Genomic DNA, 26,389 nt, shown 5'->3' with positions numbered 1-26,389 from the left:
CGGCGCGGGCCCCACGGCCTTCCGAGCGGACCTCCGACAGCCGGTCCGGTCCCCTGCCCGGGCCGGGTCAATTCGCTTGCGGAGAGGCAGGAACGCCACCCGACAATGTCCGCATGACGACCCCGACCCCCGCCCCGACCTCCACCCCCGGCCCGGCTCCGACCCCCACCCCAGCCCCAGCCCCATCCCCATCCCCATCCCTGACGCCGACGCCGAGACCGTGGACCATCGCCCCCGAGCCCTTCGACTCCCCCGACGCCGTGGCGCTCTGGCGGGCGTACTACACCGAAGTCAGCGACCGCTACTACCTGTTGCACAAGGGGCGCCGCACCGCGCTCGCCGAGCTGGACCGGGAGATCGCCGCCCACTCCGGTGCCGAACTCTCCCCGCCCGGCGGGCAGTTGCTGGTGGGCCGGTACGGGGGCGAACCGGCGGGCACCGCGGGCGTACGGCTGCTGGACGCGTCGACCGCCGAGCTCACCCGGGTCTACGTGCGGGAGGGGCTGCGCGGCAGGGGAGGGGCCCCGCTGCTCGTCCGGGCCGCCGAGGACGCCGCCCGCGCGCTCGGCGCCGACCGGGTGGTGCTCGACACCCGCGGCGACCTGGTCGAGGCCCGCGCCCTGTACGCCCGGCTGGGATACGCCGAGACCGAGCCGTACAACGACGGCCCCTACGCCGACCACTGGTTCGAGAAATCCCTTTCGCCGAAGCTCAGTTGAACCTGTTCGCCGGCCGTTCGTCGTGCGGCTGCTCCCGGTTCGAGCCGCACAGCTCGCCGGTCAGCTCCCTGACCAGCTGGACCAGGTCGGTGGGGCGGTCGGGTCCCCACCAGTCGCCGAGCAGCTCGGTCAGCGAATCCTCACGGGCCGCGGCGAGCCGTTCGGCGATCACCCGGCCCTCGTCCGTCAGCAGCATGTCCAGACCCCGGCGGACGACGAGACCCCGGCCCTCGATCTGCCGGGCCGCCTCGATGACCACCGACAGCGGGACGGAACCGCGTTCGGCCACCATCGACGGCTCGACGCTGCCGTACCGCTTGATGCGCAGCAGCAGCCAGCTGGCGGCGGGGAGGAGGTCGTAGCCGGCGCGTTCGGTGATCGTCCGGTAGATCTCGCGGCGGCCCTCGCGGGTGCCGAGGACGGACAGCGCCCGGCACACCTCGTCGTACGAGGAGCGTTCCACCGGGTTGCTGGCGAGGGTCTCGGTGACGTCGGGGGCGGTGACCGAGGCGCGCAGCGGGTCCTCCCGCAGGAACCAGGCCAGGACGAAGCCGACGACCGCGACGGGCGCGGCGTACAGGAAGACGTCGGTGATCGCGGAGGCGTACGCGTCCAGGACGCTCGGACGCAGGTCGGACGGCAGGCCGGCGATGCCGCGCGGGTCGGACTCCAGCGCGTCGGCCGACACCCCGGGCGGGAGCCGGACGCCCGCGAAGGCGTCCGCGAGCTTGTCGCCGAGGCGGGCCGCGAAGATCGTGCCGAAGATCGCGACGCCGAACGAGGCTCCGATGGAGCGGAAGAAGGTCGCGCCGGAGGTGGCGACGCCGAGATCCTCGTAGGGGACCGCGTTCTGCACGATCAGCACCAGCACCTGCATGACCAGGCCGAGGCCCAGGCCGAAGACGAAGAAGCAGACGCTCATCTCGAACGTGGAGCTGTGCTCGTCGAGCCGGTGCAGGAGGAGCAGGCCGATCGCCGTGACGGCGGTGCCGGCGACCGGGAACACCTTCCAGCGGCCGGTGCGGCTGACGATCTGGCCGGACCCCGTGGAGGAGAGCAGCATGCCGACCACCATCGGCAGCATGTGCACGCCCGACATGGTCGGCGAGACGCCGTGCACGACTTGCAGGAAGGTCGGCAGATAGGTCATCGCGCCGAACATCGCGAAGCCGATGATGAAGCTGATCACGGCGGAGAGGGTGAAGGTGCGGACGCGGAACAGCTTGAGCGGCAGCACCGGTTCGGCCGCCCGCCGCTCCACGGCCACGAACGCGACCGCCAGCAGGACCCCCAGCAGCGCCAGCGCGACGATCTGCGGCGAGCCCCAGTCCCAGGTGGTGCCGCCGAGCGAGGCAACCAGCACCAGACAGGTGGCGACGGAGGCGATGAGGAAGGTGCCCAGGTAGTCGATGACGTGTTTCGTCGACCTGCGCGGGATGTGCAGCACGGCCGCGATGACGGCGAGGGCCACGACGCCGACGGGCAGGTTGACGTAGAACACCCAGCGCCAGCTCAGGTGCTCGGTGAACAGGCCGCCCAGCAGCGGTCCGAGGACGCTCGTCGCGCCGAACACCGCGCCGAACAGGCCCTGGTAGCGGCCGCGGTCGCGCGGCGGCACGATGTCGCCGACGATCGCCATCGACAGCACCATCAAGCCGCCGCCGCCCAGGCCCTGGAGCGCACGGAAGGCGATCAACTGCGGCATGTTTTGCGCCATTCCGCACAGCGCCGAACCGATCAGGAAGAGGACGATCGCCGCCTCGAACAGCCGCTTGCGCCCGTACTGGTCGCCGAGTTTGCCCCACAGCGGGGTCGCGGCCGTCGACGCCAGCAGATACGCGGTGACCACCCAGGACAGATGCTCCATACCACCGAGGTCGCTGACGATCGTCGGCAGGGCGGTCGACACGATCGTCTGGTCGAGGGCGGCGAGGAGCATGCCGAGCAGCAGGGCGCCGATCGAGACGAGAACGTTTCCGGACACGTGTTCCTGACGCGGATCCGCCGTACGGCTGTGCGCGTCCAACGCCATGGATGCCTCCTGAGGCTCGGTGACCCCTTCCATCGTGATCGGTGTGACCCGTTATGGCCTCTTGAGTCCTCCCGAGTCCCAACGGAATTCGATGTTCCGGGGGCCGTGGACGACCGGTTGTGTGGAGGATCTGCATAATCTCTGGAGTTTGGAAGGGGAGGGCCGAACACGTGATCGATCCGACGGGGCGACAGAGGCGGCCGGGACGGTCGGGACTGCCGTGCCCGGAGTGCGGAGCGCTCCGCGCGCCCGACAACACCCCGTCCTGCGCCTGCGCCCGGCGGGCCTCCGACGCCCTGCGGGACACGCGCACGGCGGAGGCGGCCGCCGCGGAGGACTTCGATCCGTTGCGCATACGGCCATACGTGGAACTCGACGAAGCGGAACCGGACGGCACGAACGTGACGAACGCCCCGCGCACGACCGGTGCGACCCACGTGCCCCGTCCGACCGACGTGACGATGCCGATGGCGGCGGTTCCGGCCGACGCGACCATGCCCCTGCGCCGCGTGAACCCGGTCGGTCCGCCGCCGGACGCCGCGGCGGCGCTGCCCACTCCGCTCACACCCCCGGGCTCCGACCCCAGCACGACCGATCTACGGCTGTTCGAGACGGCGTACACCGGCGCGACCCACCCGGACGACGAGGAAGCGCGCCCCCGTACGCGCCGCCGCCGGGTCCTGCTGGTCGCGACGACCGGCGCCGTCGTCGCCGTGGTGACGGCGGCCGGGTTCGCCGCCGGGCTGTTCTCCTACGAGAAGCCGGCCCGCGAGAGCGCCGCCCCCGAGGACGTGCGGGCCGCCGTGCCCGTCCCGAGCGTCAGCACGGCCTCCGCGTCGCCGTCGGCGAGCCGTTCCGCGTCCCCTTCCGCCTCTTTCGAGGCCCCGCCGCCTCGCGAGAGCGAGCGCCCGTCGCCGTCCGCGACACCGGAGAGCGCCTCGCCGTCCGCGTCCCCGTCGGCCGAGGCGAGCCCGGCACTTGCGTCCGCCGACGCCTCCCGCGCCTCGGGCCCCGACAAGGGGGCCGACGCGGCCCAGAACGGTTCCGTCGGCGTCGTCTCCCTCCGGCGCGGCGACCAGGGCCCCGAGGTGACCGAACTGCAACTACGCCTGAAGGCGGCGTTCTTCTACAACGGCGAGACCGACGGCTCTTTCGGCGGCGAGGTCGAGGACGCCCTGCGCAACTACCAGTGGTCCCGGGGAACGACGGAGGACGGCCTGGGCGTGTACGGCCCGGCGACCCGGGCCCGCCTGGAATCGGAGACGAAGGAGCCCTAGCCGCCGGAGCCGTAGCCACCGCTCGGGGCGGAGAAGGGACTCAGCCGATCCGGATGCGCACCGCCGACCTCACGCCGCCCGCGCTTCCCGCGTCCCCCGCGGCCTCCACCCGCACCTCGCGGAGATCCCGTACGACCGCGTCCGGCCCGTGCGCCGCCGCTCGCGGCCCGACGCCGACGACCCGCATCCCGGCGGCGCGCCCCGCCGCGATGCCCGCCCCGGAGTCCTCGAAGACGACGCACTGCGCCGGGTCGACACCGAGCTCCGCCGCGCCCTTCAGGAAGCCTTCGGGGTCCGGCTTGCTCGCGCCCACCGACTCGGCGGTCACCCGCACCTCGGGGAGCTCCAGCCCCGCCGCGGCCATCCGGGCCGTCGACAGCGGGACGTCCGCCGAGGTGACCAGGGCGTGCGGGACGCCGCGCAGGGAGGCGAGGAACTCGGGCGCGCCGGGCACCGGGACGACGCCGTCCAGGTCGGCGGTCTCCGCCGCGAGCATCCGCGCGTTGTCCTCGAGGTTCAGACGCATGGGCCGGCCGGGCAGCAGCACGGCCATCGAGGCGTGCCCCTGCCGGCCGTGGACGACTTTCATGACCTCGTCGCCGTCGAGTCCGTGCGCGTCGGCCCAGCGCCGCCAGATCCGTTCCACGACGGCGTCGGAGTTCACGAGGGTGCCGTCCATGTCGAGCAGGAGGGCATGGGCGGTGAGGACCGGCATCGGCAGCTCCAGACGTAAGGACAAGGCGGCCCCGCCCGCCGGTCAGGGAAAACGAGCGGGAGCCACTTTGTTCCCCCACGGTACAAAACAATCGCCCCCCGGCGCCACCTCGCCCAGGGGGCCGGGCACACCCGCCGCCGCTCAGCTCGGCTCGACTCGGCCCGGCTCGGCTCAGCCGGTGATCGCCTCCCAGAGGCTCCACACGCCCAGCAGCAGCATCAGCAGGGCCGCGATCCGGGTGATCAGCGTCAGCGGCACCCGCTTCATCAGGGCCTTCCCGCCGACGATGCCGAGGCCGGCCACCGCCCACAGCGCGAGCACCGCCCCCAGGCCCACGGAGAGCGGGTCGTCGTAGCGGGCGGCCAGGTTGGCCGTCATGATCTGGGTGAGGTCGCCGAACTCGGCGACGAGGATCAGCATGAAGCCCGCGCCGGCGACCTTCCAGAAGGACTGATCCTCCGGCCGCCGGACCTCCTCGTCGTCCTCGTCCTTCTTCAGCAGCAGCACGGCCGCGCCGCCGAGGAAGAGGACGCCGGTCACCGCGTGCACGATCTGCTGCGGCAGCAGGGTGAGCACGCTGCCGGCCGCGACGGCGAGCGTGACATGCAGGGCGAAGGCGGCGGCGATGCCGGCGAACACGTACGAGGCGCGGTAGCGGGTGCCGAGGACGAGTCCGGCCAGGGCGGTCTTGTCCGGCAGCTCGGCCAGGAAGACGACGCCGAAGACGAGCGCCGTCACGGTGATGCTGATCAAGGTTCCTCTATCGGTCGGGGCCGCCCCGCCGAGAGTGCTGCAGTCCTTGCGAAGATCCTCACGAAGACGCCTCGGCACGGCAGCACACGTCATCCGTGCCGTGCGGCACGGATGGGCACTGCTTGCCGAAGGTCTCGCTGGCGGTCCGCCATCACGGACTCGCCTCCGGGCGCCGGCTCAGACGAGCTGAGCAGTATGTCGACGGTCCGGCGAAGAGCTACTCCCCTTCTGCGCCGTCCAGTCTACGAGATCGTTCCGCCGCAGACCTTGTCGTGTCATGCACTCGTCACTAGCTTCTCATCGAACGCACATCTCCCCGCAACGCGGCGGCGCGAGCATTCCCACGCCCGTGCTGCAACACCCCGCCTCCCCAACGGAGTTCGCATGTCGAAGTTCTACGCGCGTGGACGCCTGAGCGCAACGGCCGTCCTCACCGCCCTCATAGCCTCGGTCGGGCTGTTCCAGTCCCCGACCGCCTCCGCCGCCCTCCCCACCCCGGTCTCCGCCGCCACCGCGCGCACCTACCTCGCCTCGCTCACCGTGAAGGCCGAGGACCGCACCGGCTACGACCGCGACCTGTTCCCCACCTGGATCACCATCAGCGGCACCTGCAACACCCGTGAGTACATCCTCAAGCGGGACGGCACGAACGTCGTCACCAACTCCGCCTGCACCGCCACCAGCGGCAGCTGGTACTCCCCCTACGACGGCGCCACCTGGACCGCCGCCTCCGACCTCGACATCGACCACCTGGTCCCGCTCGCCGAGGCATGGGACTCCGGGGCGAGCGCCTGGACCACCGCCCGGCGCCAGTCCTTCGCCAACGACGTGACCCGGCCGCAGCTCATCGCCGTCACGGACAACGTGAACCAGTCCAAGAGCGACCAGGACCCGGCCGAGTGGATGCCGTCGGTCACCTCGTACCGCTGCACCTACGTCCGCGCCTGGGTGCAGGTGAAGTACTACTACGACCTCTCGGTGGACTCCGCCGAGAAGAGCGCGCTGACGAGCTACCTCGCCGGCTGCTGACCGGTCCGTGGCCGCCCGGCACTCCCCCAGGACCCTCGTCGTTCCGTACCGTACGGTGCGACGGAGGAGGGCGATCACGTGGCCGGACTGCGGCTGGGACCACTGCTGAGATACGCCGACGGCTCGTCCGCGACCGTATGGGTCGAGACGAGCCGTCCGTGCGCCGCCGAGGTGCGCTGCGCCGACGGTGCGGGCGGCGCCGCCCGCACCTTCCAGGTGGCGGGCCACCACTACGCGCTGGTCGAGGTGACCGGTCTGACGGCGGGCACCTCGACGGCCTACGAGGTCTTCCTCGACGGGTCACGCGTGTGGCCGCCGCCCGACTCCCCCTTCCCGCCCTCCGAGATCCACTCCCCCGCCGCCGAACGCGACGGGAGCGATGACGGGGACGGGGACGACGAGGGGAACGGGGACGCGGGCGGCGGCGCGCGGGGCGGCGACGCCGTCCGGGTGGCGTTCGGCTCGTGCCGCTGGGCGGCGCCCCCGGCCGGCGGGAACGACCCGGTCGGCCCCGACGCCCTGGACGGCCTCGCGGCGCGCCTCGCCGCCGACCCGACCGCCGAACGCCCGGACGTCCTGCTGCTGTTGGGCGACCAGGTGTACGCCGACGAGGTGTCCGACGCGACCCGGAAGCGGATCGAGGCCCGCCGCGGCCTGACCGATCCGCCGGGCGCCGAGGTCGCGGACTACGAGGAGTACACCTGGCTCTACTACGAGTCCTGGCGCGACCCCGGCGTGCGCTGGCTGCTGTCCACCGTGCCGACGTGCATGGTCTTCGACGACCACGACGTGATCGACGACTGGAACACCTCCGCGGCGTGGCTCGCCGACATGCGGGCCACCGCCTGGTGGCGCGAGCGGGTGCTGAGCGGGCTGATGTCGTACTGGGTGCACCAGCACCTCGGGAACCTGTCCCCGGCCGAGCTGGCCGCCGACCCGCTCTACGCGGCCGTACGCGACGCGCCCGACGGCACCGACGTGCTGCGCGCCTTCGCCGACCGGGCGGACAACGACCCGGCGTCCGTGCGGTGGAGCTACCGGCGCGACTTCGGGCGGGTACGGCTGCTGATCGTCGACAGCCGGGCGGCGCGGGTCCTCGACGAGGACCGGCGCGCCATGCTCGACGAGGGCGAGCGGGAGTGGCTGCGCGCCCAGGTCCTCGACCGTCCCGGCTCCTACGACCACCTCCTCGTCGGCTCCTCGCTGCCCTGGCTGCTGCCGCATCTGGTGCACGACGCCGAGGAGTGGGACGCAGCCCTGTGCCGGGGCGAGCGCGGTGCGCGCTGGGCCCGTTTCGGGGAGAGGCTGCGGCGCGGCGCGGACCTGGAGCACTGGGCGGCCTTCCCCGAGTCCTTCGCCGAGCTGGCGGAGCTGATCGCCGACACGGGGGCGGGAGCGGACGCGCCGGCGAGTGTGCTGGTGCTCTCCGGGGACGTGCACCACGCCTACGTGGCCGAGGCGCGCTGGCGTGACGCGCCCGGGCCGGACGCCCGGGTGCTGCAGCTCACCTGCTCACCCGTCCACAACTCCGTCCCCCTGTCGATCCGGGTGGGTTTCCGCTTCGGCTGGAGCGCCGTGGCCCGCGCGCTCGGCAGGCGTCTGCGCCGGCACGGCCGCTGCCCGCAGCTTCCCGTCAGCTGGCGCAAGAAGGGCGGGCCGTGGTTCGGCAACCAGCTCATGTCGCTGACCCTGCGCGGCCGTTCCGCTCGGTTGCGGCTGGAGCAGGCGCAGAAGGACGGGGCGCTCGCCACGGTGGAGGAATCGGACCTCACCTGAGGAGAGCGACCCACGACCCATGACGGACAGGCGTCTGATTACCCGTCAAAAAGGGTAATCCGTAAGGTGGTTGCCCTCTTATGCGTCAGTGATGGCTCAAGTTGAACTTGCAAGCATCCATGGGCTCCCCCTAGCGTTGACGGCTCGTTCGGTACCGCCGCCCCCCCCCCCCCCCCCCCCCCCCCCCCCGACGACGGGTCCGGTCCACTCCCCTTTCGGGGCCGGCCCGCCCGACACCGAAGGAGCACCCCCCACCATGTCCGCTCGTCTCGACACCGCTCAGCCGTACGCGGTCGGCCTCTACCGCATCGTCGTCGGCCTGCTCTTCACCTGCCACGGCGCGGCCTCGTTGTTCGGCGTCCTCGGCGCCGAGGCCGCCGGCCGCACCGTCGACGCCGGCGCCTGGCCCGGCTGGTACGCGGCCGTGATCCAGCTCGTCTGCGGCAGTCTGGTGCTGGTCGGATTCGGCACCCGGCCCGCCGCCTTACTCGCCTCGGGCTCCATGGCGTACGCGTACTTCAAGGTGCACCAGCCCAACGCCCTGTGGCCGATGGAGAACGGCGGCGAGGCGTCGGCGATGTTCTGCTGGGCCTTCCTGCTGCTGGTGTTCACCGGTTCCGGCGCCCTGGGCCTGGACCGCCTGGTCGCGGGCCGCACCGCCACGAAGCGGGAGCCCTCGACCCAGCAGGCCACGGTCTCCGTCTGACCCGACCGGCCCGACACGAACCAGGGCACACCGCCCCGCACACGACCGCCCGGCCGCACGTCCGCCGGGCGGTCATGTGCATCCCGCGGGTGAACGTGCTGTGCCGAACACACGAGCCCCCCGTGAATCCGCTGTCACACCCCCGGCGTACGCTGTATGGCTGTCATTGGCCGCATCTGCCGCTCCCCCGCGACACAGCGGCACGGTCGGTCGTCACGGGGGAGACACGGGGAGTTCGCGGTGTTGGAGAGTGTGGGGGCGTTGCTCGGCAGCCCCTGGATCTACGCGGTGGTCGGCCTGTCGGTCCTCCTCGACGTATTCCTGCCGGTGCTGCCCAGCGGGGTGCTCGTCATCACGGCGGCCACGGCCGCCGCGGCGGGCTCGGGCGCGGCGACCGGACAGGTCCCGCACGACGTGCCGGACATCATGGTCCTGATCCTGTCCGCGACGACCGCCTCGGTGCTGGGCGACCTGGTGGCCTACCGGCTCGCCTGGCGCGGCGGCGAGCGACTGGACCGGGCGATCTCCCGCTCCCGCCGGCTGACCACCGCGCAGGAACGTCTCGGCGCGGCACTGGCCCGGGGCGGCGGCGCGCTGGTGGTGCTGGCCCGGTTCGCCCCGGCCGGCCGCTCCGTCGTCTCGCTGATCGCGGGCGCCGCGCACCGCCGCCCGCGCGAGTTCCTCCCGTGGTCCGCGCTGGCCGGCCTGTCCTGGGCGGGCTACAGCGCGGCCCTCGGCTACTACGGCGCCCACTGGCTCGGCACGACCTGGCTGGCGACGGGGGTGTCGGTCCTCGCCCTGTTCGGCGCGGGCGCCGCCGCCGCCTTCGTCATGCGCCGCCAGCCGGCGTAACGGACCACGCAGACCGGCGCCGCGCACTCCCGCACCGCGCAAGCCCGCATCGCGCAGGCCGGCGCGGCGCGGGCCGTCCCGGCCGGGGCCCGACGGCCTGGGCGACGGGGTGGTCGGCGCTCCGGGGCCCGGCTACGCCCGCGCGGCGGCGGCGCCGCGGGACGCGCCGCGTACCTCGAGGCCGTCCAGGAGTTCCGCCGTGGCCGCGGCGACGGCCTCCACCGCCCGCTCGAACACCTCCCGGTTGTGCTCGGCCGGGGCCCGGAAACCGGACACCTTGCGGACGTACTGCAGGGCTGCTGCGCGCACCTCGTCCTCGGTCGCCTCCTCGGGCAACGCGGGCGGACGCAACGTCTTGATACTCCGGCACATGCTCACAGTCTGCCCCGCCTCCCCCTCCTGTGCCACGATCATCTCTGTGGCGGCCACCGTTCCCGCGGGGCCGACCGACGAGAGGAACGACAGCACCATGCCTCATGACGTACGCACCGTCGCCGTCCTCGGCCCCGGCGGGGTGGGCGGACTGCTCGCCGCCCTGCTGTCCCGCGCCGGGCTCCGGGTGACGTGTCTGGCCGGCGAGAACACCGCGAAGGTCCTCCGCACGCAGGGCATCCGCGTCCACAGCGCCACGTTCGGCGAGTTCACCGCCCCCGTCGAAGCGGACACCGAGCTGCGCGCCCCGGTCGACGCGGTCCTGATCGCCGTCAAGCACACGGCGCTCGACGCGGCCCTGGCCCGCGTCCCCGCCCCGGCGCTGGGCGACGGCACCCTGCTCGTGCCGTTGCTGAACGGCGTCGAGCACCCGGCCGCCCTGCGCGCGCACCACCGTCCGGACGGGGTCGCCCCCGCCGTCATCCGCGTCGAGTCCACCCGGGTCGCCCCGGGCGTGATCGAGCACGGGAGCTCGTTCGCGGAGATCGACCTGACCGGCGACGCCGTGCCGCGTCCACGCCTCGACGCGCTCGCGCGGACGCTGACGGCGGCCGGTCCGACGGTCCGCGTCCTGCCGGACGAGACCGCCGCCCTGTGGGCGAAGATGTCGTTCCTCGCGCCCTTCGCCCTGCTCACCACCCGCCACGGACTGCCCCTGGGCGAGGTGCGCACCCGGCATCGCGAGGAGCTCGCCGCGCTGGTCGAGGAGACCGCCGCCGTCAGCACCGCCTGCGGCGCGCCCGTGGACCCGGCCGCGGCCCTCGCACGCTACGACGCCTTCGCCCCCGCCATGAAGTCCTCCATGCAGCGCGACGCCGAAGCCGGCCGGCCTCTCGAACTCGACGCGATCGGCGGGGCGTTGCTGCGCGCGGCCGAGCGGCACAGGGTGCCGACGCCGGTGACGGCGCGCCTGGTGGAGGAGTTGACGGACGCGCACACGGCGGCCGCCGCCCGACCGGACGTCATCCGGCCCGGCGACCCCCGGTAGGAGCGGGGCGGCGAAGATCGACGTACCAGTCGTTGGACGTGATCCGGTTCCCCTTCGGGTACTCGAACTCGACCTCCCCGAGCAGCGTGAACCCGGCCCTGCGGCAGACCCCGTTGGACGCGGCATGGTCCGCGGAGGGATAGGCGTGCAGGGCCGGGCGGCCGCCGTCGGCCCGCCGCACGGCGTCCACCAGGGCCCGGGCGGCCTGGGCGGCTAGCCCTCTGCCCTGGAACTCGGGAAGAATCGCCCAGCCCGTCTCCCACACCGCTTCGCCCTGCCACTCGCGCGCCCAGTAGCCGATCGAGCCGACGGTCTCGCCGCCTGCCGCCGACACGACCCGGTACATGCGCCCGGCGGGCAGTTCGAGGTACCTCCGGTGCCGGTCGGCGAGCTGCTCCTCGCTCTCCGGCCCGCCCAGGTGGCCGGTCATCTCCGCGCTGTTGGTCCTCCGCAGCAGCCAGAGGTCGCCCTGCGACCAGGGCTCCAGCCGTACCGGTTCCGCCCGCGTGTCGTCCATGGCCGTCATCCTAGGACCGGGGTACGACACGGCCGGCGGACGGCGAAGCCGGACGTACGATCATGACGTCCCCGGGCGAACTCGGCCCCGCCATCGCCCCGTTCGCGACCGACGGAAGAGAATTCATGCCCGTTCCCGCCCTCGGCGTCGTGTCACGGGCGACGTCGCTCGTACGCCGCCGCGTCCCGACCTGTGTGCTCACCCACGACGGTCCGCCGCGCCTCGGCGACGGTCACGCCGTCGACCGCTTCGTGCCGATCGCCTCACTGACCAAGGTCGTCACCGGCACGGCGCTGACCCGGATGGCCGCGGCGGGCGTCCTCGCCCTCGACGATCCGCTGGAGCGGTGGCTGCCCGCGGCCCCCGCCACCGGGATCACGCTGCTCCACCTCGCCCGGCACACCTCCGGCCTCCCCCGGCTGCCGCCGGGCCCCCTGCCGGACCGGGATCCGTACGCCGCGTTCGACCTCCCGGCGCTGCACGCGCTCCTGCCCCGGCTGGACACACTCGCCGTGGGTCCGCCGGGGAGCGGCGAGGAGTACTCCAACTTCGGCTACGCGATCCTCGGCGCGGCCCTCAGCGCCGCGGCCGGGACGACCTACGAGGAACTTGCGACGGCGTACGTGCTGCGCCCGCTGGACATCGCGGAGATGACGGCACGCCCCGCCCCCGAGCGGTGTCTGCAGGCCCCGGGGCTGTTCGGCGGGTCCCGCCGGCCCTGGACGATGGACGGCGCGATCCTGCCGGCGGGAGGCCTGTGGGCGACTCCCCGCGCCGTGGCCGACCTGGTCGTCCGGCTTCTCGTGGAGCGCCGGCTGGGCGACCCGGCGCCGTCCTGGATACGGACGGGCTCGCTGGTCTGGCACAACGGGGCGACGCGTCTGGCGTCGCTGTTCGCCGGGGCCGAGGACGACGGGCGCTGGGTGGTCGTCCACCGTCTGAACGCGGAACCGGAGGAGACGGACGAGCTGGGCGTCGCGCTGCTCGGACAGGACGACCGTCGACAGGACTAATTCGAACACTCGTTCACGCAAACACCCTGAAGGAACTCGCTACTCAAAATCGAACAGGCGTACCATTGCCGCGTGGCTACGACCTATGACTTTCCCAGCGACCTGCGCGCCGGTCAGGAGGAGCTGCATCAGGTCCGGGCCGAGCTGTCGGCCCTGCTGAAGCGGCTTCCCTGGTCGGTGGAGCCCTTGGACGGCTACAGCGACACCGGCGGCTGGCGCAAGGCCGAGCGGCCCGCCTCGCCCGGCTGGACGGCGGACGAGCAGGAAGAGGTGGAGAAACTACGGCGGCGCGAGCACGAGCTCGCGGTGTTCGTGACCTGCCACCGCTTCTGGGCGGAGGTCGCCGCGGCGGACCGCGTCGAGGCCCGCATGACCCTCAAGCACACCCCCGACCCACCCCCCGACCCCGCCGCCGGACAGGCCTGAGCGGACACGACGAAGGCCCCCCGGGAAACGGAGGGCCTTCGGTGGCGACGCCCCGAGGAGCGGGGCCTCGTCCTTGGTGGGCGCGGACGGTTTCGAACCGCCGACATCCTGCTTGTAAGGCAGGCGCTCTACCCCTGAGCTACGCACCCAGGACGAGTCGACAGCCTACATGGCCGGGGCACGTGCCCCGCAAACCCGTATCGGGGGTTACCCCCACCCCTGATCCGGGAGTGTGCCGGATCGTCCGGGGGCCCGCGGCTGCCTACCGTCGTAAGCGCATCGTCAAGCAGCCCAGGGGGAGATCGCCATGGTCCGTACCACCCGTTTCGCCCGCTCGGTCCTCGTCGCCGGGGCCGTCGTGGCCCTCGCGGCAGGCGCGACCGCCTGCGGCGCCTCCGCCGCGGACGACGACCATCCCGACCACCGGACGTTCGGCATCTCGGGCGGCACCCTCACGATCGACTCCGACGACTCGGCGCTCGAGATCGTCGCGTCGCAGGACGCCGAGGCCGGCAAGGTCGACGTCACCCGCTGGTTCGAGGGCTCGGTCGTCGTCGGCGGGAAACCGAAGGTGACCTGGTCGATGAAGGACGACCGGCTGACGCTGCGGATGCACTGCTCCGGCGTGGTCGCCGACTGCGCGGCCAAGCACCGCATCGAGGTGCCCCGCGGGATCGCCGTGAAGGTCGAGGACGACGACGGCAGCGTCCGGGCGCACGGCTTCCGGGACGCGCTGAGCGTGCACGCCGAGGACGGCTCCGTGCACGTCACCGACTCCACGGGACCGCTGGACCTGCGCACGGACGACGGTTCGGTCCGCGCCGAGGTCGCCGCCCGCTCGGTGACCACGCACACCCAGGACGGCTCGGTGCGCCTCACCCTCAGCACCGTCCCGGACCGGGTGGAGTCCGTCAGCGACGACGGCTCGGTGACCATCGCGCTGCCCGCGGCCGCGTACCGGGTGACGACCGAGACGGACGACGGCGGGGTGGACGTGTCCGTGCCGCGCGACGAGTCCAGCGCCCATGTGGTGAGCGCACGCACCGCCGACGGCAAAGTCACCGTCCGGAACGCGAACTAACCGGCCCGTGTGTTCGTCCTTAACCGGTGGGAGAATGACACCGGGCAGGGCGGATCACAGCACGGGAGAGGGATGTGACGGCGACACCAGTACGGCCGTACTCGCCGTCGCCGTCGCGCGCGGAGCGTCCCGCGCTCGCCGCGCTCAGGGACTCCCTGATCCTCGTCGCCCTCCCCCTGGCAGCCGCGCTGGCGCTGCCCGCCGCGTTCGCCGGCGGCGGCACCCGGCGCTGGTTCGGCGGACGGTCGGAGGAGCAGCGCGCCGAGGCCCAGGCCGCGAAGGACGCGGCGGCCGCCGCGTTCTACGAACTGGACAGCGCCCAGCGGGATCTGCGGATCTCGATCGAGACCATCAAAGCGGTGGACGACTCGCCGGCCGCCCGACGCGCGGTCTCCGACTTCGAGGCCGTCGGCAGGCGCATCGACGAGGCCAGCCACCAGTACATCGAGGCGGTGGACGCCCACGATCTCGACCGGGACGACCTGGAGGCGTCGGCGGCCGCCCAGGCGTCCCGGCAGCTGACCCGCGCCAAGGAGGAACTGGGCCGCGTCAAGCAGGAGCTGGACCGGTTCGCCGCCGGACTGGGCCCGCTGCTCGGCAAGGCCGAGACGCAGCTGGCCCGGCTCGCGCCGGCCGTGGAGCGGGCCCGGCAGGCGCTGCTGGCCGCCTCCGGCGCGCTGGACGCGGCCCGCGGGAGCGGCCTGCGGGCGGACGATCTGGCGGCCCGCCTGGCGGCGCTCGCGCCGGAACTGACGATGCTGAACCAGGGTGCGGGCCGGCACGGGCTGCCGCAGACGCTGGAGCGCGCCGAACGGGTCGCACGGGAGGCGGAGGCGGTCCGCGCGGAGGCCGGCCGGCTGCCGGAGCGGGCCGCCGAGATCGACCACCGGCTGGTCTCGCTGCGCACCCGGGCGCAGGCGCTCACGACGCGCTCCGGACAGGTGGATCCAGTGCTCAGCGAGCTGCGCCGGCGGTTCACGGCGGCCTGCTGGCAGGACCTTCAGCACGTTCCCGACCAGGCCGGTGAGAACGTCCGGCAGGCCGAGGCGAAGCTGGCCGAGGCGCAGACCGCACGGGACGCGCAGCGCTGGCCGGACGCCACCGCGCTGCTGTCCACGGTGCGGGCGCTGCTGAACACCACGGACGAGGCGGTGTCGGCCGCCGGCGACCGGCTGAACAGGCTGAACGCGGTGCAGAAGGATCCGCAGACGGAGATCGACCGGACCCGGTTCGCGATCCGGGACGCCCAGCGGCTGGCCATGGCGGGGCGCAACACGCCCGACCCCCGGCACGCGCGTCCGCTGGACGAGTCGGTGGCCCGGCTGGAGCGGGCGATCGCCGCGCTCGAGGGCCGGCACCCCGACTACTGGCACTTCCTCACCGAGACGGAGGCCGTCCGGCGGGCGGTCGCCGGCACGGTGGCCCGGATCCGCGAGGAGCGCGGCACCGGGCACTGACATTGCCCCTGCCGCTCGACGGGCGGATATTGGATGACGAGGGCACGTGCGGACATTCCGGGCACGTGACGTCCTTCTGTCGGCATGTCTCACCTATCGGGAGGCGGAGATGGCGACGCACGCACTGCGTTCCGGCTCGAAACGGCGGATCAGGATCGACGACCATCTGCCCGTCGACCACCGGCTGAACCTGGTCTACCGGATCGGCGCCGGGCTGATGGGCCTGGGTCTGATCGTCTTCGGCGTCTTCGGGATCATCGACCGGATCGGCTTCTTGGACACCGGCGGGGACCAGGTGTGGAGCCTCAACACCAACGGCGCGCTGAGCTGGCTGTCGGTCGCGGTCGGGCTGCTGCTCGTCGCGGGCATGGTGATCGGCGGGAACGTCGCGTCCACGCTGAACATGGTCTTCGGGGTGCTGTTCATCCTCAGCGGGTTCCTGAACATGGCCCTGCTGGAGACGGACTACAACTTCCTGGCCTTCGAGATCCAGAACTGCATGCTCAGCTTTGTGATCGGCATCCTGCTGATGGTGTTCGGGATGTACGGCAGGGTGGGGTCCGCCCTGCCGCACGACAACCCGTACTGGCGGGCCCGCCACCCCGAGGGGAGTGACGGGCCGGCCGGATCAGGAGCGGTGAGCCCCGATCAGGTGCGGTAGGCGTAGTAGTACGAGTTCGGGTTCTGCATGATGATGCTCGCCAACGACTTACGCAGGGTGTTGTTCGAGTGGTACGTCAGGTACGGCATGCCGTTGCTCTTGGCCGTGACGATCATCGTGTGGTCCTTGGACCCGTCGCGGTCGAAGTCCATCTGGAGGACGTCGCCGACCTCGAGCTGGTAGACGTTGGCCAGCGGGGTGGTCCGCTTGGAGTTCTGGGCGAACCAGGACCACTCGTTGACGCCGACGAACGAGTCGGACTGGATGTCGGCGTTGCCGAACCACTTGGTGTAGTCGTACACGTAACCCGGGACGTGCTTCCAGCCGCCGGCCTTGAGGGACTGGCTGACGAAGTTGGTGCAGTCGCCGCCCGCGGTGTGGTTGTTGAAGTCCGGGTAGTCCTTGTTGTACGAGTACACGTACTTCTCGGCGTAGGCGGCCATCGCCTTGTAGTCGTACGCGGTGCCCGTCTTCGGCACGGCGGGCGGGTTCCACGTGGTCGCCGCGCGCTTGGCGTTCGGCATGGTGTCGTCCGCCGTCGTCACCTTCACCGTCGGCGTCGGCTTGGAGAGCGTGTTCACCGCGAGGCCACCCTGGTCGGTGTCCCGGATGGTGGTGAGCTGCCAGTTGCCCTGCTGGTCGGCCTTGAACGTCAGCTCGTGCCTGGCCTGGAACCCGGTGGTCTTCGGGGCGTTGCCGCGCGTCTGGGCGTAGGTCAGGGTCGTGGTCTCGGTGACCGCGGCCTTGGCCGTGCGGCCCGTCACGCGCGTGGCGTTCAGGGTGACGGTGGTGGCGGCCTTGCTGTACTTCTCGCCGGCCTTCGCCAGCGTGTCCTTGCGCCGGCCGAGCGTGGAGAGCGCGGCGTCCTCCGTGCGGGCCGTGCCGGAGCTCAGCTTGACGTCGCCCGAGAAACCGTTGGTCAGCGGCTTCGACCGGTCGCCCTGCGCGCCGGTGACCAGCGCGTCGGTACGGTCGGTGAAGACCGCGTCGGCCAGCTTCTGGAAAGTGGCCTTCGTCCTGGCGTCGACCGTGGGGTCGTCGACGACCGCGGCGCCCGCGGACCAGTTGGGCAGCAGCGCCACTCCGGCGACGACCGAGGTGGCGGCGGCCCCGAGTATCGCGACGCGGCGGCGTGTCGCCTTCAATTTCCTTGACTTCACTGATGTTTCCCCTCTTGCCCCGGCGATGGGATGCCGAGGAGGGCATCCTTGCACGGGGTGTGTGGCTGTTGTGAAGGGGGTTGCGGTTGAGGTTTGGTTACTTCACCCGCCGTCCCCCGGCGGTCACTTGACGACCGTGGACCAGTCCGGGCTCTGCGCGGGATCCAGCGTGCGCAGCCGCTCCAGCGTGGCGGGCGTCTGGACGTCCATCCAGTCGGCGAGCTCCTTGAAGGACACGCACTTGACGTCCTTCTTGGTGCACACGTTCTCGATGATCTGGTCGACGGCCTTCATGTAGATGCCGCCGTTCCACTCCTCGAAGTGGTTGCCGATGAAGAGCGGGGCCCTGCTGCCGTAGTACACGCGGTTGAAGCCCGCCATATAGGAGTCGGCGGTCTCCTGTTCCCACTGCGGGTACTCGGCCGGGTTGCCCTCGACCTCCCCCTTGGACTGGTTGTACAGGAAGTTGAAGTCCATGGACAGGCCCTGGTACTTACCGCCCTCGTACGGGAGCATCTGCAGCGGAAAGTCCCAGATGCCGTTCTTCTTCGTCGGCCAGATCTGGAAGTCGCCGGCGGAGGACGCGTCGTAACGCCAGCCGTAACTCTTCGCGGCCTTCAGCAGGTTCGCCTGACCCTCGAGACAGGGCGCCCGGCCGCCGACGACCGCCTTCTTGAAGTCGAAGGGCAGCGGGGCGATGTCCTTGTAGCCGGTGTTGGTCTTCCAGTTCTCGACGAACTCGTAGAACTGGTCGATCTCGCTCTTCCACTCCTCGACGCTCCAGTCCTTGCCGCCCTTGGCGCCGCAGAAGTGGCCGTTGAAGTGGGTGCCGATCTCGTTCCCCTCCTTCCACGCCTCGCCGAGCTGCTCCAGCGTGGTGCGGATGTGTTCGTCGGTGGGGAAGCTGATCGCCGCGGAGCCCTTGGGGTGCTGCGGCGGGGAGTACAGGTCCTTCTTGCTCTTGGGCAGCAGGTAGATGCCGGTGAGGAAGAAGGTCATGTGCGCGTTGTACTGCTCGGCCATCTTCCGGTAGTGCTCGAAGAGGCCGTCGTCGCCCATGAGCGCGCCGTCCCAGGAGAAGACCACGAACTGGGGCGGCTTCTCCCCCGGCTTGAGCGGGACCGCCTTCAGCTCACCCTTCTGCGGACCGGTGTACGAGGTGGATCCGTCCCCCAGGACATGCGTCTTGCCGTCCCACGCCGGCTCCTCGGTGGCCCCCGCCGACGCCTTCTTGCTGTCCCCCGACGACGCGGTCGGCTCGGTGTTCGCGGTGCGGTTGAGCACCAGGTAGCCGGCCACCAGGGACGCGACGACGAGCAGCGCCGCCAGCGTCAGGAACCCCGGGTGCGTGGCAGCGGGGCGGCGCGTTGTTGCCGGGGCCTTGCGGCGGCGGCCCGACGGTGACTTCATGTGCGGCTCATTCTCCGGATTCTGGGGACGCGGGCGCCTGCGCGGTGGTCAGCCGAGCGGGCTCATGGCACCTGACCAGATGCCGTACGGGACGCTCTTCTGGGTCGTGCCTGCGATGCCTTTCAGAGGAAGCGGTTCGAGGCTCTTGGTGAGGTCGATGCGGTAGACGACGACCGCCGTGGACACCGACTTGGCCGAGCCGACGAACCAGGCGGCGGTGTCGCCCTGGGTGGTGCCCGCCTTCCCGGCCACCCGGGAGGGCGTGGCGGGCGTGTCGCCGGGGTGGGCCGTGCGGAAGGAGTCGGCCAGCGCGGAGCTGACCTCCCTGGCCACGCGCGGGCTGATCGCCCGGTCGGCGGTCGGGGTGTCCAGGACGACCTTGGTGCCGTTCTTGGTGATCAGCCGCACCGAGTACGGCTCGGTGTGCTTGCCGTCCGCGGTGAAGGTGGCGTAACCGCTGGCCATACGGATCGCGCTGGGCGTGGCGCTGCCCATGGTCAGGGCCGGCACCTGCGCCCCGAAGCTGGAGGGCAGCAGCCCGGACTTCTCGGCGGTGGAGCGCACCAGGTCCAGGCCGGTGTCCATGCCGAGCTGCATGAACGGCGTGTTCACGGACAGCTCCAGCGCCCGGCGCAGGGAGATCTGCCCGTAGGACCTGCCCCCGTCGTTCCTCGCGGCCACCTGTTTGCCGCTGCGGTCCCAGTAGGGGCCTTCGGGCGTCTTCACCGGCACCTTGTCGTTGCCGTCGTACAGCGAGTCCCCGGTGACGGGCGTGGTGGCCCCGTCGCGGGTCTTGTGGACGCCGTGCTCGAGCCCGGCCGCGTAGACGAACGGCAGGAAGGCACTGCCGGCCGGGACGGTGGTGGCGTTGGACTCGTTGTAGCCCTGCGTACGGTGGTCGGGGCCGCCGTACACGGCGAGGATCCGTCCGTCGGTGGCCACCGAGGAGGCCCCGTAGTGGGCGGCCTTCGCGTTCTTCGGGTCGTCCTTGAGGGCCTTGCCGCGGGCCTTGGTGACGGCCTCGGTGAGCTGCGCCTCGCGCTTCTTGTCGAAGGTCGTGTAGATCTGGTAGCCGCCGAGGTCGAAGTCCTTGTCGGAGATGTTCCCGGCCTTCTTGGCGTACTGGGAGGCGAGTTCCACCAGGTAGTCGCTCTGCTCGCCGGTGTCGTACAGCGGGTTGGCCTTGAGCGGCTCGGGGAACTTCGTGTAGGTGGCGCGCTCGGCCTTCGACAGCTTGCCGATCTCGACCATCCGGTCCAGGGTCCACGACCAGCGATCGACGGCCCGGGCGCGGTTGGCGGGGTTGAGGGTCGGGTCGTACAGGCCGGCGCCCCTGAGGAGCGAGGCGAGGAACGCGCCCTCGCTGGCGTTGAGCTCGCTGGCGTCCTTGCCGTAGTAGGCCTGGGCGGCGCGCTGGACGCCGTAGGTGCCGCGGCCGAACCAGCTGGTGTTGAGGTAGCCCTCGAGGATGTCGTCCTTGCTCATCTGGTTGTCGAGCTTGAGGGAGATCATCGCCTCGGTGAACTTGCGGCTGATCGTCTGGTTCTGGTTCAGGTAGACGTTCTTCACGTACTGCTGGGTGATCGTGGAGCCACCCTGCGTGTCGCCCTGACCGATGGTGCGGAACAGGGCCCGGCTGAGGCCCTTGAAGGAGATGCCGGGGTCGCTGTAGAAGCTCGCGTTCTCGGCGGAGAGCACGGCCCAGCGGACGTCCTCGGGGATGTCCTTCAGCGGCATCGCCTGCCGCTGCACCCAGCCGGTGCGGGCCATCGGCGTCCCGTCGGCCCAGAAGTACACGTTGTCCTGCTGTGTGGCATAGGTGTTGAGGTTGTCCGGGATGTCGGTGGCGGCGTAGGCGACGACCAGGAACATGGTGCTCAGGCCTATGGAGGTGAGGACCCCGCCGAGCCACTGCCGCCAGGAGGGTATCCAGCGCCGCCAGTCGTCACGGCCGGGCCTCGGGTACTGCGGGCGCAGTTTGCGGACGTACGGAGTGACACGAGACACATACGGCGCCAGCACGGCGAGGAGCGGGGCGAGCCGAGGGCCCAGAGCGGCAGATATGCGGACATGCACGGGAGGCCGGGGGGCTTTGCGCCGATTCTTCGACGAACGCGTCTCGCCGTCGGCATCCCCCTGGGATATTTCCGGCTCAACCGGTATGTCCGACACGCGCAGCTGCATGGTCTCGTCCGCCTGGAAAGCGGGCGGCACCTTCAACTGCATGGTGGCATCCGGCTCTTGGGGCTCCTCCCCCTGCCCCGCCTGGGTCACGACCCGTCTCCCTCCCGCACTCCGTATTGCTCGCAGGCAGACGTACAGACTTACGAGGGCCTGACATGGTTGCCGTTGACGCGGCCGCAAACAGTGAACCCTTCGACCTCGGGGTTCAGCGCGGCGCTCTCAAATTACCAGCGCTCTTCGCAAGTTCTCCACATAAGAAAGTGACAGAAGTGAACAGAGCGAAAACTGCTGACACCTTCTCCGAGCATAGGGGCTTAGTCTGACCGCATGCCTCGCTACGAATACCGCTGCCGGACCTGCGGCGACACCTTCGAACTGAGCCGCCCGATGGCACAGTCCGCCGACCCCGCGGACTGCCCCGCCGGGCACGACGATACGGTCAAACTTCTGTCCACGGTGGCCGTCGGCGGAACGAAGTCCGCCCCCGCGCCACAAGCGGGCGGCGGGGGCGGGGGCGGTTGCTGCGGCGGGGGCTGCTGCTCCTGAACGCTGTTACCGAGGGAAACCCTTTCCGCGGGCTTCCTTCGCGGCAGTCCTTTACGCGGGCCGGGTTCCGCGGCAGTCCCTGAGGAACTCCCGCAGAATGCGCTCCCCGGCCAGCACACCACGCTCCGGCAGGGCGGTGATCTGCGGGGCCGCCCAGGCCGCGTCGGCCAGCTCGCCGTGGCCCGGACGCCAGCCGCGGTCCGCGGCCAGCAGCAGGTCGGCGTCGAGCAGCGAGTCGCCCGCCGCGAGCGTCAGCTCGGCGCCGGTACGGCGGGCCACCTCACGTACGGCCGCGCTCTTGGTGAGCGGCTTCGGCACGGCGTAGATCTTCCGGCCCTGGAGCGACACGGTCCAGCCGCGGTTCTCCGCCCAGGCCGCCAGCTCCTTCACCCACTCCTCGGGCAGCAGCTCGCGCTCCACGACGAGGTAGGCGAACAGGTCCTCGGCGACCCGCTGCTTGCGCAGCCAGAGCGGGTCCGCCGTCTTCGCCAGGTACTCCTGCACCTCCGCGAGCGGCGCGCACTCGTCGGCCAGCCGCGCGAGCACGCGTGCGTGCCAGTCGTGGTCGGTCGCCCCGTCGACGAGGAGATGGCCGCCGTTGGCGCAGACCGCGTACTTCGGCGGAGGCCCGGGGAGGTTGATGCGCTGGTACTGCTTGCGCGTCCGGGTGGTCGTCGGCATGAACAGCGCCGCGTCCCCGAGGTCGGTGAGCAGCTGCGCCGCCGTCTCGGTCATGAACGACAGCGGTCTCGCCTCGTGCACCTCCACGCACAGCAGCCGCGGCGCCCGCGCGTCCGGCATGGTCAGCGCCAGGGCGGCCGCCGAGTAGATGAGCGTACGGTCGAGGTCGCTCGCCACCAGAACCGGCATCAGACCGTCACCGCCTTGCCGTCGGCGCCGGTCGCGCCGCGGGTGAACTGCGGGTGGATCAGCCCCACGCAGGTGTAGGGCAGGTCGCCGACCTCCTCGACGGGCACCCCTCGCTGTCCGGCGAGCAGCCGTACGTGGTCCAGGTCGGCGCCCGCCCCGGCCCGCGCAAGGATCTTCCACGGCACCCGGCGCAGCAGCACCCGGGTGGTCTCGCCGACGCCCGGCTTGACCAGGTTCACGTCGTGGATGCCGTACTCCTCGCTGATCCGCTCGACCGCCGCCCAGCCTTCCCAGCTCGGCGTGCGGTCACCGGCGAGCAGCTCCTTCACCGCGCCGCCGACGGCGTCCGCGACCTCGGGGAAACGGGCGGCCACGGCGTCCAGGAAGTCCGTCGAGACGTCCACGCCGGCGAGTTCGCGGTAGAACTTCGCGCCGTGGAAGTCGTCCGGCCCGACCAGGTCGGCGCGCAGGACGGTCCGTGAGATCAGCCCCGAGACGGTCGAGTTGAGGCAGGCGGACGGGATGAGGAAGTCCTCCCGGGTGCCGTACGTCCGCACGCAGGAGCCCGGGTCGGCCAGCACCGCGATCTCCGGGTCGAAGCCGGCCGCACCGCCGCCCGCCTCGAACTCCTCGATCGCCGCGGCCAGTTCCCGGGTGATCGCGCCCTTTCCGGTCCAGCCGTCGACGAACACGACGTCCCGCGGGTCGTGGTGGGCCGCGAGCCAGCGCAGCGCGTTGGCGTCGATGCCCCGGCCGCGCACGATCGACACCGCGTAGTGCGGCAGGTCGAGACCGTGCCGGAACTGCGCCCAGCGGCGCATCAGCACGCCGACCGGGGTACCGGCGCGGGCCAGCGAGACGAGGACGGGCCGCGGGGACCGTTCGGCGATCACGGTCTCCGTGACCACGCCCACGGCCTGTGCGATCCGCGCCGCCGAGGTCTCCAGCGCCGCGTGGAAGAGCTCCTGGTAGTGCTCGCTGGGCTGGTACTCGACGGGCAGCGACTCGGCGTAGTGCGCGCCGCCGCTCTGGATGGCCTCCTCCCGCTCCTCGGTCGGCGCCTCCAGCGTCACGTCCGAGAGGTCCTGGAGCAGCCAGCCGACCTCCTCGGGCGCGTACGACGAGAAGGCGGGGCCGCGAAGGGGCTCGGGCAGCATCAAGGGTCTCTTTTCGGGCAGTGCGGCTGCGTACAGCGGCTCGGGGACGTACGAGGGGACGACCGCGAGGACGACGTGCGGGGTGTGCGCGGCGAGGCGGGACAGTAGACCGTCCGGGGCGTGCAGCGGCGGGGTGTCCGCCACCGAGTCCACGACGGCGACGACGGCGTCGAAGCCGCCGCCTGCGACGTTATAGGCATAGCGCTCGCCGGGGCCGTCGGCGGGCTCGTCGTGGGCGGGGAAAACGATCCGGCTGCGTATCGCGTAGCCGGGGTCGTCGACCGCGAGGACCGGCGAGCGGGTGGTGGTCGAGTAGCGCACCTCTGCGGGCACGGCCTCGGCCAGCTCCCGCGCCAGCCGCAGCGGGGTGTACATCAGCTCCTCGAAGCCGAGGACGAGGACGCTCCGGGCGTCGCCGGGTATCGCCTCGGCCAGGCGGGCCGTCATGGCGGGGAGGGCGGCCTCCAGCCGTTCCCGGTGTGCCGGGGTGAACCCGTGCCGGCCGCCGTCCGGCAGGCCGCGCGGCCAGTGCAGGTCCACGCGGGCGAGGTGGCCGCGGGCGCGCGTCTGCCCGGTGCGGTCGTCTGCCGGGTGCGCCTCCGAGACGGCCGACCGCTCACCGTTCGCGGCGGTCCCAGTCCCGGTCTCGTGCCGGGCGACCAGGGCCTGTCCCTTCTCCAGCACCCCCTCCGGGAGTCGGACCGTGCCCGAGGCGGTGGCGACCAGGTCCACCCGGGCGCCGATCTCGCGGGCGAAGTCGTCGAGGCGGCCCGCGTCGGCCGCCGAGCGCATGTCGACGAGGGCGACGACGACGTACCGGTCCCGCGGATAGCGCCCGTGCAGGTCCCGGATCGTGTTCAGCACCGTGTTGCCGGTGGAGAACTCATCGTCCACCAGCACCAGCGGACCGTCGCCGACCAGCAGCGTCGGGTCCTCCGGCAGGAGCAGGTGGGAGGTGGCGTGGGAGTGGGACTCCTCGAAGCCGCCCGCCGTCGCGACGCCCGGGACCGGACGCCGGGTGGAGTGCAGGTACGCGGCGACGCCGACGCCGTCGGCGACGCAGTGGCCGAGTCCGGTGGCCGTCTCCGCGTAGCCGAGGACGACCGCCTTCGCCGCCTCCTCGGGGCCGAGCAGCTCCCGCACGCGGCGGCCGAGAGCGAGGCCGTGTCCGTGGACGACCGCCGGGGACTGCGGGACGTGCTTGCCGAGGACGTGGGAGACGAGCAGATGCGCCCGCTTGGGGTTGCGGCGCAGGGCCAGCCCCAGCATCTGCGGCAGCGCGTCGTCGCCCACCAGTTCCAGTCCGAGCCGCTCGGCGACCCAGGTCCCGGACCAGACCCCGTTGTTCACTGCGTTTCTCATGCGTCCCTAGATCGTGAGGTGTGTTCAGCCGGGGATGCCGGCTGCGAGCAGGTCGACGAAGCTGACGTCCTCGTGCGCGACGCCGAAGACCTCCGCGCGCAGCATGGTGCGCTCGGCCCAGGCGCGGTGCGGCTTCACCTCGTTCATCTTGTTCGTGTACTGCGACCGCAGTACACCCCCACCGCCGCGTTCCGGCCGCAGGATGTCCGCCGCGTCGCTGTACTCCTCGTGACTGACCACGGACAGCGCGTGCACGGCCGGCACGTGCGAGGGGTGGATGCAGGTCTTGCCCAGCAGGCCGTTGGCCTGGTCGAGGGAGATCTCGCGCAGCAGACCGTCCATCGCGTGCTCGATCAGTCTCTCGCGCAGCTCCACGGCCTGCCCCTCCAGGAAGGGGCTGTGCCGCAGCATCGGCTTGAACATGCGCTCGGGGACCCTGAAGTACTCCCACACCGGCCCGGTCACCGTGAACCCGCTGCCGTCGGCCCGCCCCAGCATGTTCACCACGTCGGCGATCACGGAGGCGACGATCTGGACGTCGTAGGCCGTCATGTCGGGCGCCCGGCGCAGTCCGTACGCGGAGCAGAAGTCGGTCACGCCGAGGCGCAGAGCGAGGACCCGGCTGCGGTACTTGTCGACGGCGCGGGCGATGCCCTCCAGGGCGTCCACCCGCGACTCGCGGTACATCAGCTCCGGCGTCTCCAGCACGGGCATGCCGAACAGGCGTCGCCCGCTCGCCGCCTCCGCACCGGCCAGCGCCTCGAGGAAGGGGATGCCCCGCTCCTCGGTGAACTTCGGGAACACGAATCCGCTGAGCAGCCGCGCGGTGCCGCCGAGACGCCGGACCAGGTCGGGGATCTGCTCGGGCGTGCGCACCCGGATGAAGAGCAGGGGGAGCTCCACGCCCGACCGGTCCGCGAGGTCGGCGAACTGCCGGACGAGGTTCTCCTCGCCGGCCGCGACGTCCTCGTCGCCGATGGAGTCCTCCAGGCACAGCACCATCGACACCACGCCGCGCCCGGTCTGCTTGACGACGTCGTCCGCCAGCCGGGGCCGGGTGGCCGGGCTGTAGAGCGTGGCGCCCAGGGCCGCGGAGAGCAGCCTGGCCGGCGAGTCCGGGTCGAAGACGCACGGCTCCCGGTGGAACAGGCGCTGTCGCACCTCAGGGGCGAGGTGCCCGAAATGACGCATGAATCTCCCCCGTGGTGCAAGGTATGGCATGGATTCGGCAAGAGGTGGCCGGTAATAGTACGTAGGTATCCATGT

At 71.7% G+C, this 26,389-nt stretch carries 24 protein-coding genes and 1 tRNA gene; 13 read left to right on the top strand and 12 right to left on the bottom strand.

Features of this window, described 5'->3' with window-relative positions; all coding sequences use genetic code 11:
* Positions 1-113 precede the first annotated feature (113 nt).
* A complete protein-coding gene (locus tag OHS82_RS29835) occupies positions 114-719 on the top strand; it encodes a GNAT family N-acetyltransferase (RefSeq protein ID WP_328434930.1) in 606 nt (201 codons plus the stop codon).
* Here OHS82_RS29835 and OHS82_RS29830 read toward each other — a convergent pair.
* Positions 712-2,751: an MDR family MFS transporter gene (locus OHS82_RS29830; RefSeq protein WP_328434929.1), complete on the bottom strand. Its 2,040-nt coding sequence runs from the start codon at positions 2,749-2,751 to the stop codon at positions 712-714. The genes OHS82_RS29835 and OHS82_RS29830 overlap by 8 nt on opposite strands.
* 170 nt (positions 2,752-2,921) lie before the next feature.
* Here OHS82_RS29830 and OHS82_RS29825 point away from each other — a divergent pair, with 170 nt between their 5' ends.
* On the top strand, positions 2,922-4,028 hold the full coding sequence (locus tag OHS82_RS29825; protein ID WP_328434928.1) for a peptidoglycan-binding domain-containing protein: 1,107 nt from the start codon (positions 2,922-2,924) through the stop codon (positions 4,026-4,028).
* Between the two features lie 40 nt (positions 4,029-4,068).
* Here OHS82_RS29825 and OHS82_RS29820 read toward each other — a convergent pair whose 3' ends face one another.
* Entirely contained in the window at positions 4,069-4,743 is a 675-nt protein-coding gene (locus OHS82_RS29820; RefSeq protein WP_266718327.1) for an HAD-IA family hydrolase, read from the bottom strand.
* Positions 4,744-4,914: 171 nt separating this feature from the next.
* Entirely contained in the window at positions 4,915-5,496 is a 582-nt protein-coding gene (locus OHS82_RS29815) for a TMEM165/GDT1 family protein (protein ID WP_266717176.1), read from the bottom strand.
* A 384-nt stretch (positions 5,497-5,880) separates the two neighbouring features.
* On the opposite strand from OHS82_RS29815, the gene OHS82_RS29810 reads away from it, so the two are divergent.
* From OHS82_RS29810 to OHS82_RS29795, 4 genes are all read left to right on the top strand, one after another.
* The gene (locus OHS82_RS29810; protein ID WP_057583078.1) at positions 5,881-6,525 is read left to right on the top strand and encodes an HNH endonuclease family protein; all 645 of its coding nucleotides are present in this window, start codon (positions 5,881-5,883) and stop codon (positions 6,523-6,525) included.
* Between the two features lie 78 nt (positions 6,526-6,603).
* Positions 6,604-8,301 carry an alkaline phosphatase D family protein gene (locus OHS82_RS29805; protein ID WP_057583075.1) on the top strand — a complete coding sequence of 566 codons (1,698 nt, stop codon included), beginning with the start codon at positions 6,604-6,606 and terminating at the stop codon, positions 8,299-8,301.
* 256 nt (positions 8,302-8,557) lie between these two features.
* On the top strand, positions 8,558-9,007 hold the full coding sequence (locus OHS82_RS29800; RefSeq protein WP_057583073.1) for a DoxX family protein: 450 nt from the start codon (positions 8,558-8,560) through the stop codon (positions 9,005-9,007).
* Between the two features lie 240 nt (positions 9,008-9,247).
* The gene (locus OHS82_RS29795; protein WP_057583071.1) at positions 9,248-9,859 is read left to right on the top strand and encodes a DedA family protein; all 612 of its coding nucleotides are present in this window, start codon (positions 9,248-9,250) and stop codon (positions 9,857-9,859) included.
* A gap of 132 nt (positions 9,860-9,991) precedes the next feature.
* Here OHS82_RS29795 and OHS82_RS29790 read toward each other — a convergent pair whose 3' ends face one another.
* Complete coding sequence (locus OHS82_RS29790; protein WP_057583068.1) at positions 9,992-10,231, bottom strand: DUF2277 domain-containing protein; 240 nt, start codon at positions 10,229-10,231, stop codon at positions 9,992-9,994.
* Between the two features lie 97 nt (positions 10,232-10,328).
* On the opposite strand from OHS82_RS29790, the gene OHS82_RS29785 reads away from it, so the two are divergent.
* Positions 10,329-11,279: a ketopantoate reductase family protein gene (locus tag OHS82_RS29785; protein WP_328434927.1), complete on the top strand. Its 951-nt coding sequence runs from the start codon at positions 10,329-10,331 to the stop codon at positions 11,277-11,279.
* Here the strand turns inward: OHS82_RS29785 and OHS82_RS29780 are convergent.
* Complete coding sequence (locus OHS82_RS29780; protein WP_057583066.1) at positions 11,254-11,796, bottom strand: GNAT family N-acetyltransferase; 543 nt, start codon at positions 11,794-11,796, stop codon at positions 11,254-11,256. The two genes, OHS82_RS29785 and OHS82_RS29780, sit on opposite strands and share 26 nt — an antisense overlap.
* Before the next feature lie 125 nt (positions 11,797-11,921).
* Between OHS82_RS29780 and OHS82_RS29775 the strand changes: the two genes are divergently transcribed.
* Together OHS82_RS29775 and OHS82_RS29770 are read left to right on the top strand one after the other, a co-directional pair.
* A complete protein-coding gene (locus OHS82_RS29775; RefSeq protein WP_328434926.1) occupies positions 11,922-12,809 on the top strand; it encodes a serine hydrolase domain-containing protein in 888 nt (295 codons plus the stop codon).
* A gap of 72 nt (positions 12,810-12,881) precedes the next feature.
* Positions 12,882-13,235, top strand: coding sequence for a hypothetical protein (locus tag OHS82_RS29770; protein WP_057583064.1), 354 nt, complete (start codon positions 12,882-12,884; stop codon positions 13,233-13,235).
* Positions 13,236-13,309: 74 nt separating this feature from the next.
* Here the strand turns inward: OHS82_RS29770 and OHS82_RS29765 are convergent.
* Positions 13,310-13,384, bottom strand: a tRNA-Val gene (locus OHS82_RS29765).
* Positions 13,385-13,542: 158 nt separating this feature from the next.
* On the opposite strand from OHS82_RS29765, the gene OHS82_RS29760 reads away from it, so the two are divergent.
* The 3 genes from OHS82_RS29760 (at position 13,543) to OHS82_RS29750 (ending at position 16,434) form a co-directional block, all read left to right on the top strand.
* Positions 13,543-14,316 (top strand): DUF4097 family beta strand repeat-containing protein, encoded by a 774-nt coding sequence (locus OHS82_RS29760; RefSeq protein WP_057583061.1) that lies wholly within the window; start codon positions 13,543-13,545, stop codon positions 14,314-14,316.
* A gap of 74 nt (positions 14,317-14,390) precedes the next feature.
* On the top strand, positions 14,391-15,773 hold the full coding sequence (locus tag OHS82_RS29755; RefSeq protein WP_328434925.1) for a hypothetical protein: 1,383 nt from the start codon (positions 14,391-14,393) through the stop codon (positions 15,771-15,773).
* A 109-nt stretch (positions 15,774-15,882) separates the two neighbouring features.
* On the top strand, positions 15,883-16,434 hold the full coding sequence (locus OHS82_RS29750; RefSeq protein ID WP_057583057.1) for a DUF4383 domain-containing protein: 552 nt from the start codon (positions 15,883-15,885) through the stop codon (positions 16,432-16,434).
* Here OHS82_RS29750 and OHS82_RS29745 read toward each other — a convergent pair.
* The 3 genes from OHS82_RS29745 to OHS82_RS29735 form a co-directional block, all read right to left on the bottom strand.
* Complete coding sequence (locus OHS82_RS29745; RefSeq protein WP_328434924.1) at positions 16,422-17,579, bottom strand: amidase domain-containing protein; 1,158 nt, start codon at positions 17,577-17,579, stop codon at positions 16,422-16,424. The genes OHS82_RS29750 and OHS82_RS29745 overlap by 13 nt on opposite strands.
* Before the next feature lie 138 nt (positions 17,580-17,717).
* The gene (locus tag OHS82_RS29740; protein WP_057583053.1) at positions 17,718-19,004 is read right to left on the bottom strand and encodes a hypothetical protein; all 1,287 of its coding nucleotides are present in this window, start codon (positions 19,002-19,004) and stop codon (positions 17,718-17,720) included.
* A gap of 48 nt (positions 19,005-19,052) precedes the next feature.
* Positions 19,053-21,230, bottom strand: a complete 2,178-nt coding sequence (locus OHS82_RS29735) for a transglycosylase domain-containing protein (protein WP_079041557.1) — start codon at positions 21,228-21,230, stop codon at positions 19,053-19,055.
* Between the two features lie 285 nt (positions 21,231-21,515).
* On the opposite strand from OHS82_RS29735, the gene OHS82_RS29730 reads away from it, so the two are divergent.
* Positions 21,516-21,734: an FmdB family zinc ribbon protein gene (locus tag OHS82_RS29730; protein ID WP_079041556.1), complete on the top strand. Its 219-nt coding sequence runs from the start codon at positions 21,516-21,518 to the stop codon at positions 21,732-21,734.
* A 51-nt stretch (positions 21,735-21,785) separates the two neighbouring features.
* On the opposite strand, the gene OHS82_RS29725 is transcribed toward OHS82_RS29730, so the two are convergent.
* From OHS82_RS29725 to OHS82_RS29715, 3 genes are read right to left on the bottom strand one after another with little or no spacing between them, the layout of a single operon-like run.
* Complete coding sequence (locus tag OHS82_RS29725) at positions 21,786-22,604, bottom strand: hypothetical protein (protein WP_057583051.1); 819 nt, start codon at positions 22,602-22,604, stop codon at positions 21,786-21,788.
* On the bottom strand, positions 22,604-25,123 hold the full coding sequence (locus OHS82_RS29720) for a phosphoribosyltransferase (protein WP_328434923.1): 2,520 nt from the start codon (positions 25,121-25,123) through the stop codon (positions 22,604-22,606). The genes OHS82_RS29725 and OHS82_RS29720 overlap by 1 nt, the downstream gene beginning before the upstream one ends.
* A gap of 24 nt (positions 25,124-25,147) precedes the next feature.
* Positions 25,148-26,314, bottom strand: coding sequence for an HpcH/HpaI aldolase/citrate lyase family protein (locus tag OHS82_RS29715; protein WP_057583047.1), 1,167 nt, complete (start codon positions 26,312-26,314; stop codon positions 25,148-25,150).
* Positions 26,315-26,389: the final 75 nt, after the last annotated feature.

The sequence above is a fragment of the Streptomyces sp. NBC_00425 genome (assembly GCF_036030735.1).
Lineage (GTDB): Bacteria > Actinomycetota > Actinomycetes > Streptomycetales > Streptomycetaceae > Streptomyces.
Note: the sequence above shows the minus strand (reverse complement) of the source record. Positions and strands in the feature narration are given on the sequence as shown.